The following is an 11842-nucleotide window of genomic DNA, read 5'->3' as shown; positions in this document are numbered from 1 at the left end:
ACTGAGCTTCAAGGGGCGGCAGCTTGGTGTCTTCGGCGATCACATGGGCTACTGCGTCCGCGAACGTCTTGTTGAACGTCTCCAGGCGTGAGCTGACGTCGGGATCGTTGATGAGGTCCGATTCGAAGACGAGGCGGTGGGCCTGGTCGTCATCGGCAATGAACTTGTAATAGGCGCGCATTACCGCCTTGACGCGTTCCTTGTTGTCCGTGGTGGAGTTCAGCGCGCTGAGCATCAGTTCCGTCAGTGCGGCCAGATGGCTGTCCAGCAACGCCATGTAGAGGTCCCGTTTGGAGGGAAAGTGCTGGTAGAGGACCGGTTTGCTGACGTGGGCTGTCTCGGCGATCTCATCCATGGCTGCTCCATGGAAGCCATTGGAAACGAAAACCTCCAATGCCGCGTTCAGTAATTGTGCCCGGCGCTCGTCCCGCGGCAACCTTGCTGAGCGGGTGGAACCGGACCGTTCCTGCTTTGCTGCTGCCCCATCGTTTGCCCGTGCGCCGTCAGCCACAGTCTGCCGCCTTTCCTTTGCAGTTATGACCACTGTACCGGTGGGTAATATGACCGGGCGGCATCGGCAGGCATACATTGGGGTATGGCCTCAATTCTTGCTGCCCCCACTGCGCCCGCGGTCCTGCCGCCACTCGTTGAACCGGCCGACGGACTGACGCCGGCCGAGGTGGAACGGTACTCCCGGCATCTCATCATTCCCGAAATCGGCGCGGTGGGCCAACGCAGGCTTAAGAATGCGAAAGTCCTTGTCATAGGTGCCGGTGGCCTGGGCTCTCCGGCGCTTTTGTACCTGGCCGCGGCCGGCGTCGGGACTCTGGGCATCGTGGACGATGACGCCGTTGACCTGAGCAACCTCCAGCGCCAGGTCATCCACGGTGTTCACGATGTGGGCACACCCAAGATCGAGTCCGCACGCAAGGCCATCGCCGAGCTCAATCCGCTGGTCACCGTAGTCCTGCACAACCAGCGGCTGGATGCGTCCAACGCGCTGGAGCTTTTTGCGGGCTATGACCTCATCCTCGACGGTGCGGACAACTTCGCCACGCGCTACCTGGTCAACGATGCCGCAGCGATCCTCGGCAAGCCGTACGTCTGGGGCTCCATCTTCCGTTTTGACGGCCAGGTCAGCGTGTTCTGGGCAGAACACGGCCCCACCTACCGCGACCTGTACCCCGAAGCCCCGCCCGCCGGCTCGGTGCCCTCCTGCGGCGAGGGCGGTGTCTTCGGCATGCTGTGCGCCGCAGTGGGCTCGCTGATGGTGACCGAGGCAGTGAAGCTGATTACCGGCGTCGGGCGTTCCTTGCTGGGGCGGGTTGCCCTTTTCGACGCGTTGGGCGGCAGCTGGCGCGAAATCAAGGTGTCCAAGGATCCCGAAGCCCAACCCATCACGGAACTGACGGACTACGAGGCATTCTGCGGGGTTACGCCGCCGCCCCCGACCGACGGCGAACATACCGTCACAGCCAAGGAACTCGCCGCGATGCTGGCCGAACGTGCAGCGGGGGAGCGCGATTTTGACCTGGTGGACGTGAGGGAATCAGGCGAGTACAGCATCGTGAATATCGATGGCTCCGTGCTGATTCCGCAGGGAAGGATCCTGGCCGGTGAGGCCTGGGTTGACCTGCCGCAGAACCGGGACATCGTGTTCCACTGCAAGGCAGGGACGCGTTCGGCCGCAGTGCTGGAGGCCGCACGGAAGGCGGGGTACACGCGTGTCAGCCATCTCGACGGCGGTATCCTCGCCTGGGTGCGGGAGGTGGAACCGGAGAAGCCCGTCTACTGACATGTAGGCAGAAAACAGCCGCCTACCGGGTGCGGTGGGCGGCAGCAGGGTTCAGCCGGCGAAGCTTGCGCTAGGCGCTTTCGGAGCGAAGTTGCTGGTGGTCTACCGGGCACTCCGCTGCGGGAGCTGCCTGGGGCTGCTCCACCTGGATACCGTAGAGCGCTTCCAACGCTGCCACGTAGTCTTCCTGACGGCCGTCGGAGGCCAGTTCGCGGGCACGTACGGTGGGGATGTGCAGCAGCTGCTTCACCATCCGGCGAAGTGCGAATTCGACTTCCTCGGCCGCTGCAGTGCACCCGTGCCGGGCGCGGACTTTCTCCATTTCGGAGTCGAGGACGTTCATGGTGTGGCGTCGCAGGGCAACGATGGCCGAATCCACCGAGCGCGATTCGCGCTCTGATTCGAAAGCCGTGGCGGCGCCGCTGACGATCGCACTGGCTTGGGACAGCGACTCGGCCTGCTCCTGCGGCGCAGCCAGGCGGACTGATTCGAGGGTAAGGAGTTCCACGCCGTCGAGTTCGCCGACGGCGGGATCGAAGTCGTGGGTCAGTGCAAGGTCGATCGCAATCAACGGCTTTCCCGAATTGGTCCTGACGCGGGCGAGATCCTCTGCCTCAACCCGGTTGTCGGAACCGCTGCAGCCGATCATCACGTCGGCGGCTGCCACGGCCCCGGGCAGCGAATCGGCATCGAGGGCTGTTCCGCCGCGGGTGGCAACGAATGTTTCCGCGCGGCCGGAGGAGGAATAGACGGAGATGTCCGAGCAGCCCCGTTCGCGCAGCAGGGACATGGTGGCTCCCGCATAGGCGCCGGTACCGAAGATCACTACCTTCTTGGTGGACCAGTCCGGATTGTCCGAAAGATCGGTGGCCAGGTCCAGTGCCACGGAGACAATGGAAAGGCCACGGGAACCGAGTGCCGTCTGCGCGCCAACGTCCTTGGCGGTCTTGGAAGCCGCTTGGAAGAGCCGGACCAGCCCCGGACTTGCGGTGCCTTCCTGCTGAGCGGTGATCAGGGCGCGGCGGACCTGCCCCGCGATCTCACGTTCGCCCACGACGGCGGAATCCAACCCGGCGCTCACCGCGAAGAGGTGGCGTGTTACGTCCGGACCCGCGTGGGTGTTGAAGGAACGCGACACGAGTTGCTCATTGAGTCCACTGAGTTCGCTGATCTGGGAAACCAGGGCGGAGCGGGCGGCTTCGACGTCGGCGCCGTTCGCTGTTTCGCCATAGATTTCGTAGCGGTTGCACGTAGCCAGGACCACGGCTCCGGAGACGACCGGTGAGCCCGTCAGGGCGGTGGAGGCCAGCTCGGAGGAACCGTTGCTCAACTGAGCGACGGTTTCGAGGTCGATGTCGGCGTGTGTAGCCACCAATGAGAAAAGAACCACAGCAAACCAATCATAGCTTTTTCGTAGCGCGGTAGAACAACGTGCCGCCGTGGCAATGACCACCAGCTGGAGTGATCCCTGCCACATGGGTATGGCGGCGGGTGCAACGTGACAGCCTGTCGTTATCTTTTGCACCGGATTTTCGGCACAATCGAAGGCATGACTTCTAGCGCGGCACCCTCCAACAATACGGCCATCAACGCCCCGGCAGGCAAGCTTGGGCCGGGCCACCCCCTCAATGATGGCCGCACTGCGGACTCGCCGCTGATCACCGCCTACCGCGGCAGTACGCCTTCGCGCAGGCCCGTCTGGTTCATGCGTCAGGCCGGCCGTTCCCTGCCCGAGTACCTCAAGCTACGTGAGGGCGTTGCCATGCTCGATTCATGCCTGCGTCCTGAACTCGCCGCAGAGATCACGCTGCAGCCCGTGCGTCGCCATGATGTAGACGCCGGTATCTTCTTCTCCGACATCGTCATTCCCCTCAAGCTCGCCGGCGTCGGGGTGGACATCGTTCCCGGTGTCGGGCCGGTGTTGGACAAGCCGGTACGGACTGCCGACGACGTAGCCGCGCTGCCCGAGTTGACCTGGGAAGCGCTGGAGCCCATCCGCGAAGCCGTCCGCCTCACGGTGGCAGAGCTTGGCAAGACCCCGCTCATCGGCTTTGCGGGCGCACCCTTCACCCTGGCTGCCTACATGGTGGAAGGCCGTCCTTCCCGGGACCATCTGGGCCCCCGGACCATGATGCACGCAGACCCTGAAACCTGGACGGCGTTGGCCAACTGGGCTGCCGACGCCTCGGGCCTGTTCCTGCAGGCTCAGTTGGAAGCCGGCGCGTCGGCCGGCCAGCTCTTCGATTCCTGGGCGGGTTCCCTCGGCCTGGCTGATTACACCAGGTTCGTGGCGCCGGCCTCATCGCGGGCCCTCAGCCACGTTCGCGGACTGGGTGCGCCGTTGGTGCATTTCGGTACCGGCACCTCCGAGCTCCTGGTGGCCATGCGGGATGTCGGCGTGGATGTCGTCGGCGTCGACTACCGGCTGCCCCTGGACGAGGCCAACCGCCGGTTGGGCGGAAGCGTGCCGTTGCAGGGCAACATCGACCCCGCGCTCCTTTCTGCTCCCTGGGAGGTGTTGGAGGCCCACGTTCGGGAAGTCATCGCGGCCGGTTCCGCGGCACCCGGACATGTAGTGAACCTCGGCCATGGTGTTCCGCCCGAGACGGATCCCACCGTGTTGACCAGGGTTGTTGAACTTATCCACTCCATCCCCTCGGAGTAGTCGTCGTGCGCTCGCGAGGTGCCGCGCCCCAAAGCCCTACGGCGGTGGTTGTAGGCGGCGGCGTCTCAGGCCTGGTGGCCGCCCGCGAACTGGCGATGGCGGGCATCGCCGTGACGGTTCTCGAGGCCTCGGAGTCCTGGGGTGGCTGTGTGGGAAGCCACGTCGTGGCAGGTTTGTCCCTTGACAGCGGGGCTGAGTCATTCGCCACCCGTTCTTCCGCTGTTGCCGACCTGGTCCGTGAGCTGGGAATCGGCGGGCAGATTGTCGCACCGCGGCCCGGGGGCGCATGGGTGCAATTGCCCGAGGGCGCCAGGGAACTTCCGAAAACCGGAATCCTGGGCATCCCGGCCAACCCGTGGGACCCCGAAGTCCGGCGCTCGCTGGGCTTCCTTGGTGCCCTGCGCGCATCCATGGACCGGATCCTGCCGGCCGGGCTCGGCACCTCTGCCGAGCTGACGAGCGTTTCCCAATTGGTCCGGACGAGAATGGGCAAGCGGGTCCTTGAGCGCCTGGTGGAGCCCGTGGTGGGCGGCGTCCATTCGGCCGACCCCGCCCTGTTGGACGTTGACATGGTGGCGCCCGGGCTTCGCGATGGCGTCCGCGCCAACGGCTCGCTTGCCGCTGCCGTCGCAGCACAACGAAAGGCTGCGCGCGGTGCGGGGTCCGCGCCTGCCAAAGCCGGCTCCGCCGTCGCGGGGCTGAAGGGCGGCATGCACACCTTGGTCGGAGCCCTGGTCAAGGACCTGCAGGACCGCGGGGCAGTGCTGCTGACCCGCCAGCGGGTGGACGGCATAGGCAAGGCCGGAACCGGTTGGCAGGTTTCGGCTGGTGATTCCACGTACGACGCCGGGCGGCTGGTGGTTGCGCTCGACGGCCCGGCCGCCGTCGGACTGCTTGCGGAGTCGGTGCCGGCGCTGGCTGGACTCCGCCCGGAAGCAGGCCCGCTGGTCAGCTTGGTGACGCTGGTAGTGGATCTTCCCGAATTGGACAGCCGGCCACGCGGTACCGGAATCCTCGTTGCCCCCCAAACTCCGGGAGTCAGGGCCAAGGCCCTGACGCATGCCACTTCCAAGTGGGATTGGCTTGCCGGGGAAGCCGGTCCCGGCACCCACGTGGTCCGCCTTTCCTACGGACGGCTGGTCGGCGTCGATGGCTCTGACGGGCAGTCTGCATCGGTCATGGACGACCAGTCCCTGCTTTCGGCTGCAGTGGAAGACGCCTCGAACCTCCTCACGGTTCCCATCACCCGTGCGGACGTCGTGGACTGGGACGTCGTGCGATGGGAAGGTGCCCTGCCGTTTGCCGCCGTGGGTCACAAACAGCGCGTGGCCGAGGTTCGCCGGGTCTGCGGGGCTGTGGAGGGCCTGGCTGTCGTGGGGGGATGGCTGGCCGGGAACGGCCTTGCTGCCGTGGTTGCCGACACCCGGACCCAAGCGAAGAAGCTGGCCCACGACGCCGCCAGTATGTGATTTGCATCACTTCTACGTCTTGTAGAACTGATCCGTTTCGACTTAGGGGCCAGCACGGGGCAAACTTGAACCATGAGCCACACTTCCGCCGAATCTGTCACTAAAACTGCCGAAAACGAAGAACAGTTTTTTACGCTGTGGACCGTTTTCAAGCGCTCTGCCGACGTCCTGCGCAGCGGCGAAGCTGCCCAGGAATTTGAAGCCCTGACCGGGAAACTGGCTGCGGACGGCGTGACGGTGCGGGGGTGCTATGACGTGTCCGCCATGCGTGCCGACGCTGACATCATGGTGTGGTTGCATGGCTCCAAGCCCGAAGACCTGCAGTCCGCTGTCCGCGCCATCCGCCGGAGCAAGCTCTTCGCAGGAACGGAAATCGTTTGGTCGGCCATGGGCGTCCATCGCGAAGCGGAGTTCGCCAAGAACCACGTGCCTGCTTACGCCCGTGGCGTCGAGCCCAGCACCTGGCTCTGCGTCTACCCGTTCGTCCGCTCCTACGAGTGGTACATCCTGCCGGCTGAAGAGCGCGGCAAGATGCTGCGGGACCACGGCCTCCTGGGCCGGGACTTCCCCCAGGTCATTTCCAACACCGTGTCATCCTTTGCCTTGGGTGACTGGGAGTGGATCCTCGGCCTCGAGGCACCTGAGCTCGTGGACCTCGTGGACTTGATGCGCCACCTGCGCGCCACCGAGGCCCGCAACCATGTTCGTGAAGAAATTCCGTTCTACACCGGGCGCCGGGTCACCGCCGCTGAGATTGCAGAGGTCCTTGCATGAGCACTTTCCCCATCTCCACTGAACCGAACCAGGTGACCGAGCGCGGAAGGCTGGAGCCGAAGAACTACGACGCCGTGCTGCTGGCCTCCTTCGGTGGTCCGGAAGGCCAGGAAGACGTCATCCCGTTCCTGCGGAATGTGACCAGGGGCCGGGGCATTCCGGACGAACGCCTTGAAGAGGTATCGCACCACTACCGCGCCTTTGGCGGTATCAGCCCCATCAACCAGCAGAACCGTGAGCTCAAAGCCGCCATTGAGGGTGAGCTCGCCCGCCGCGGCATCGAGTTGCCTGTGCTGTGGGGCAACCGTAACTGGGACCCGTACATTGCGCCGGTTTTGCAGGACGCCTACGACGCCGGCCACCGCCGCATCCTGATGCTCACCACCAGCATCTACTCCTGCTACTCCAGCTGCCGCCAGTACCGCGAGGACATCGGCGTCGCGCTGACGGAAACGGGTTTGGACGGCAAACTGGAAGTGGACAAGATCCGCCAGTACTTCGACCACCCCGGCGTAGTGCAGCCGTTCCTGGAAGGGACCGCGGCCGGACTGGAAGAGATCCGCGGAAAGCTCACGGCCGCAGGCGAAACGGACCCCGACTCCAAGATCCGTGTCCTGTTCGCAACCCACTCCATCCCTACCCGGGACGCCGAGGCTGCGGGCCGGTCCGTCGACGAACCCCGCGAATTCGCCGAAGGTTCCGCCTACGCAGCCCAGCACCTCGCCAACGCCAAGGCCATCATGGACCAAGTGGCACCGGACGTTGCCTGGGACCTCGTGTACCAGTCGCGTTCCGGAGCGCCGCACATTCCGTGGCTGGAACCGGACATCAATGACCACCTTGAAGCGATCGCGCCCGAAGGCGTCCGCGGTGTGGTGATCGTGCCGCTTGGATTCGTGAGCGACCATATGGAGGTCGCCTGGGACCTCGACACCGAGGCGCTGGAGACGTGCGGAAACCTCGGAATCGAAGCTACCCGGGTCCCGACCCCAGGCACCCACGCGGCGTTTGTCTCCGGCCTGGTGGACCTGATCTGCGAACGCACAGTGGAGAACAACATCTCCGAGCGGCCGCACGTGACGGACCTCGGCCCGTGGTACGACGTATGCCGCCCGAACTGCTGCGAGAACTTCCGGGGAGCCAAGCCCGTGATAGCCGAGAAAGGCGCCACTGTCGGTAGCGGACATGACCCCTACCCGGTGCCGGAGGGCAGCAAGTGAGCGTCCGCATCGGGACCAGGGCCAGCAAACTGGCCCTCACCCAGACCCAGCAGACGGCGGACCGCTTGGCCGCCGTCGGGGGCTTTCCCGTGGAGCTGGTCCACATCAGGACCGAAGGTGATGTCCGGACGGGTTCGCTGTCCCAAATGGGCGGCACGGGCGTGTTCGTTGCAGCGCTCCGTGATTCGTTGCTGGCAGAAACCTGCGACGTCGCCGTGCACTCTTTGAAGGATCTGCCGACAGGCGCCGAGCCCGGGCTGACCATTGCGGCAACGCCCAAGCGCGTGGACGTCCGGGATGTGTTGTGTGCCCGCGACGGCCTGACCCTGGCCGAACTGCCGGGCGGGGCGAAGATCGGCACGGGCTCCCCGCGCCGCGCGGCTCAACTGCGTGCTGCCCGTCCCGACGTCGAGGTCCTGGATATCCGCGGAAACGTCGATACCCGCCTTGGCCGCGTCCCGGGGCTGCCCGGCAACGCCACGGACGACGTCGTGGAGGGCAAATCCAACGACCTCGACGCCGTAGTCCTGGCCGCCGCCGGCCTCGAGCGCATGGGCCGGCTGGACACCGTCACCGAATACTTCGAAACGTCAGTGATGCTCCCCGCTCCCGGGCAAGGAGCGCTTGCCATCGAATGCCGGACATCCGATGCGCCGCAACGCGGCCAAGCGGGTGGGGGAGAAGGAGTGCTTGCCCAGGCCCTGAGCGCACTCAACGACGACGACACCCGGCTTGCGGTGACTGCAGAGCGTGCTGTGCTGGCCAGGCTCGAGGCAGGCTGCGCAGCCCCCGTGGGTGCCTACGCGTTCCGGAAAGGCAGCATGCTGCACCTTGAAGCAGTGGTGTGCGCCGTGGATGGGACCCGGACAGTCAGGGAAAAGAAGGCCACGGACGGGCTGACGGAAGTTGGAGCCACCCTGCTCGGCATCGAAGTGGCAGAGCAGTTGCTCGCCGCCGGCGCCGCGGAGATCGCGGACCTTGCCGCTTCCTGACCAGCCGGACTTCCACGCCCTGCAGGGCCGCCGCATCCTGATCACCAGGAGCGCGGACAGGGCCCGGCCCCTTGCTGCCATTCTGCAGGGCAAGGGGGCGGAAGCCTTGGTGCTCCCGCTCATCGACTTTGAGCGGGTCGAGGACCAAGGGCCGATGGACGCCGCTTTGGATGAACTCCAGGGCGGCTCCTTCGATTGGTTGGTCATCAGCAGCGTCACAACCATCCGCGTGCTGATTGAAAAGGCCGCCGAACGGGGAATCCAGCCCCGCCAATTGGTACCCGGGACTACCCGGGTTGCCGCTGTCGGCACTTCGTCCCGGAACGTCCTTGAGGCACTGGGAATCGCCGTGGACCTGGCCCCGGTAGGCCAGCAGTCCGCCGAAGGCCTGGTGTCCCTGTGGGCCGCTGGCGGGGACCGTGCGTTCCTTCCCCAGGCGGACATCGCCGCACGCACCTTGGCCGAGGGGCTGCAGGCAAAAGGTGCGACCGTATCCGTTGTCACCGCCTATCACACGGTCGACTACCCGGCCCGGCGGGAACGGCGCCTTGCCGGTGAACTGCCGTCCGCCGTCGTGGCCTCAGGCCAGGAAGCAGGCCGTGAAGTGACCGTCCAGGATGTACGCGCCGCGCTCGACCACGGCACGCTCGATGCCGTTGTGGCCGCCTCACCCAGCGGCGCTAAGCGCATCGCCGGCAACCTCCTGCCGCTGGGAAACTGCCGCCTCGTGGCCATTGGACGCCCCACCGCCGCGGAAGCAGCGCGGCTCGGCCTGACAGTTGCGGCCACAGCCCAGGAACCTACCCCGGACGGCATCGCGACCGCCTTGGAATCCGTATTCGCCAATGAAGGGAACACAAGATGAGCTTTCCGAACCACCGTCCACGCCGCCTTCGCACGACGCCGGCCATGCGACGCCTCACCGCAGAGAACCGCTTGGCGCCCGCAGACCTGATCCTGCCCGCCTTCATTCGCGAGGGCCTGACGGAGCCAAGCCCCATCACTTCCATGCCCGGCGTCGTCCAGCACACTACGGACACGCTCAAGCGTGCCGCTGCGGAGGCTGTGGAACTGGGCGTTGGCGGCATCATGCTGTTCGGAGTTCCCGAGGTTCGCGATGCCCGGGGGACCGCGTCACTTGATCCCGAGGGCGTCCTGAACAAGGCCATCCGCGATGTCAAAGCAGAAGTGGGTGACGACCTCGTGATCATGGGCGACGTCTGCCTCGACGAATTCACCGACCACGGGCACTGTGGAGTCCTGGACTCCAAGGGTTACGTCGACAACGACGCCACCCTGGAAATCTACGGTCAGATGGCCGTGGCCCAAGCCGAGGCGGGTGCGCACGTGCTGGGGCCCTCGGGCATGATGGATGGCCAGATTGCCGTCATCCGCCAGGCCTTGGAAGAATCCGGGCACAAGAACACGGCCGTGCTGGCCTACGCCGCAAAATACGCTTCGGCCTTCTACGGCCCGTTCCGTGAAGCCGTGGATTCCCAGTTGCAGGGCGACCGCCGGACCTACCAGATGGACGCTGCCAACCGCCGCGAAGCGATCCTGGAAGTGGAACTGGACCTCGAAGAGGGGGCTGACATGGTCATGGTCAAGCCCGCCATGAGCTACCTCGACATCCTGGCCGACGTCGCGGCGATGAGTCCGGTGCCGGTCTCCGCCTACCAAATCTCCGGCGAATACGCCATGATCGAAGCGGCTGCCGCGAACGGTTGGATCGATCGTCGGGGTGCCATCACGGAGTCCGTCCTGGGTATCAAACGGGCAGGTGCCGATACCATCCTCACCTACTGGGCTTCCGAACTTGCAGGCTGGCTTAAGGAGTCCTGATGACCCCTGTATCGTCCGATCCCACGGCCCCTGTGGGCCCCGGGGAGATTCTGCTCGGCCTCAATACTTTCGGTGACGCGGGGCTGGATGCCGACGGGAACCCCAAGGAACACGCGCAAGTCCTGCGCGAGTTGCTGGAAGAAGCAAAACTGGCGGACGCCGTCGGAATCCACGCCTTTGGTGTCGGGGAGCACCACCGCCGCGATTTTGCGGTATCCGCGCCCGAAGTGTTCCTCGGCGCCGCTGCCGCCGTGACCTCACGTATCCGACTGGGAACTGCGGTGACGGTCCTGAGCTCCGATGACCCCATCAGGGTTTTCCAGCGCTTCGCTACCGTTGATGCGTTGTCCAACGGGCGCGCCGAGGTGATGCTGGGCAGGGGTTCCTTTGTGGAATCCTTCCCTCTCTTCGGCCTGGACCTGGCTGACTACGAGGTGCTGTTCGAGGAGAAACTGGACCTGTTCCACAAGGTCCGGGCCCAGAAGCCCGTTCACTGGGAAGGCCGGACAAGGCCCAACGTCAACGGGCTGCAGGTCTACCCGCGGCTCCAGCACCACTTGTTGCCCGCCTGGATCGGCGTAGGCGGGACACCGGAATCCGTGCTGCGGTGTGCGGAGTACGGATACCCCATTATTTTCGCCATCATCGGGGGAGAGCCCCGACGCTTCGCGCCCCTGGTCAATCTCTACCGGGAGGCGATGGGGAAGTACGGGCACCCCATGCGCCAGATCGCCACGCACTCACCGGGATACATCGCCGAAACTGATGAAGCCGCGCGCGAAGAACTCTTTCCGCATTGGTTGGAGCAGCGCAACCGGATAGGGTCCGAGCGCGGCTGGGGTCCGGGTAACCGCGGCGAGTTCGAGGCCATGTGCGGTCTCCAGGGCGCCCTCTACGTGGGCTCACCCGAGACAGTAGCCCGGAAAATAGCCCTCCTCAAACGGAACCTCGGGGTTGACCGCTTCGATCTCAAATACAGCAACGGAACGCTGCCGCACGGGTCCATGATGCGTTGCATCGAGCTCTACGGCACCGAGGTGGCCCCGCGCGTGGCGGAGCTCCTCGCCGAACAGGCCTAAGCAAGC

General features: G+C 65.4%; 11 protein-coding genes. 9 read left to right on the top strand and 2 right to left on the bottom strand.

Annotated features, from left to right (window positions below; all coding sequences use genetic code 11):
- On the bottom strand, positions 1 to 511 hold a 511-nt coding region (locus tag OCL88_RS08855; protein ID WP_413775455.1), incomplete at its 3' end, for a TetR/AcrR family transcriptional regulator.
- An 84-nt stretch (positions 512 to 595) separates the two neighbouring features.
- Here OCL88_RS08855 and moeB point away from each other — a divergent pair.
- Positions 596 to 1795: a molybdopterin-synthase adenylyltransferase MoeB gene (gene moeB / locus OCL88_RS08850; protein ID WP_264962255.1), complete on the top strand. Its 1200-nt coding sequence runs from the start codon at positions 596 to 598 to the stop codon at positions 1793 to 1795.
- A gap of 70 nt (positions 1796 to 1865) precedes the next feature.
- Here moeB and OCL88_RS08845 read toward each other — a convergent pair whose 3' ends face one another.
- Positions 1866 to 3185, bottom strand: a complete 1320-nt coding sequence (locus tag OCL88_RS08845; RefSeq protein WP_021471806.1) for a glutamyl-tRNA reductase — start codon at positions 3183 to 3185, stop codon at positions 1866 to 1868.
- Positions 3186 to 3344: 159 nt separating this feature from the next.
- Here OCL88_RS08845 and hemE point away from each other — a divergent pair, with 159 nt between their 5' ends.
- From hemE to OCL88_RS08805, 8 genes are all read left to right on the top strand, one after another.
- The gene (gene hemE, locus OCL88_RS08840) at positions 3345 to 4460 is read left to right on the top strand and encodes a uroporphyrinogen decarboxylase (RefSeq protein WP_264962254.1); all 1116 of its coding nucleotides are present in this window, start codon (positions 3345 to 3347) and stop codon (positions 4458 to 4460) included.
- A gap of 5 nt (positions 4461 to 4465) precedes the next feature.
- The gene (hemG, locus tag OCL88_RS08835; RefSeq protein ID WP_264962253.1) at positions 4466 to 5929 is read left to right on the top strand and encodes a protoporphyrinogen oxidase; all 1464 of its coding nucleotides are present in this window, start codon (positions 4466 to 4468) and stop codon (positions 5927 to 5929) included.
- A gap of 72 nt (positions 5930 to 6001) precedes the next feature.
- Complete coding sequence (gene hemQ, locus OCL88_RS08830; protein WP_021471809.1) at positions 6002 to 6703, top strand: hydrogen peroxide-dependent heme synthase; 702 nt, start codon at positions 6002 to 6004, stop codon at positions 6701 to 6703.
- Positions 6700 to 7923 carry a ferrochelatase gene (locus OCL88_RS08825; protein ID WP_217376312.1) on the top strand — a complete coding sequence of 408 codons (1224 nt, stop codon included), beginning with the start codon at positions 6700 to 6702 and terminating at the stop codon, positions 7921 to 7923. The genes hemQ and OCL88_RS08825 overlap by 4 nt, the downstream gene beginning before the upstream one ends.
- Positions 7920 to 8915 carry a hydroxymethylbilane synthase gene (gene hemC / locus OCL88_RS08820; RefSeq protein ID WP_166183414.1) on the top strand — a complete coding sequence of 332 codons (996 nt, stop codon included), beginning with the start codon at positions 7920 to 7922 and terminating at the stop codon, positions 8913 to 8915. Before OCL88_RS08825 ends, hemC begins: the two co-directional genes overlap by 4 nt.
- Entirely contained in the window at positions 8902 to 9780 is an 879-nt protein-coding gene (locus OCL88_RS08815; RefSeq protein ID WP_264962252.1) for a uroporphyrinogen-III synthase, read from the top strand. The genes hemC and OCL88_RS08815 overlap by 14 nt, the downstream gene beginning before the upstream one ends.
- Entirely contained in the window at positions 9777 to 10757 is a 981-nt protein-coding gene (gene hemB / locus OCL88_RS08810; protein ID WP_264962251.1) for a porphobilinogen synthase, read from the top strand. Before OCL88_RS08815 ends, hemB begins: the two co-directional genes overlap by 4 nt.
- On the top strand, positions 10757 to 11836 hold the full coding sequence (locus OCL88_RS08805) for an LLM class flavin-dependent oxidoreductase (RefSeq protein ID WP_021471814.1): 1080 nt from the start codon (positions 10757 to 10759) through the stop codon (positions 11834 to 11836). Before hemB ends, OCL88_RS08805 begins: the two co-directional genes overlap by 1 nt.
- Positions 11837 to 11842 lie beyond the last annotated feature (6 nt).

The organism is Paenarthrobacter sp. PAE-2, assembly GCF_026013155.1.
In the GTDB taxonomy this organism is placed as follows: Bacteria; Actinomycetota; Actinomycetes; order Actinomycetales; family Micrococcaceae; genus Arthrobacter; species Arthrobacter ureafaciens.
Note: the sequence above shows the minus strand (reverse complement) of the source record. Positions and strands in the feature narration are given on the sequence as shown.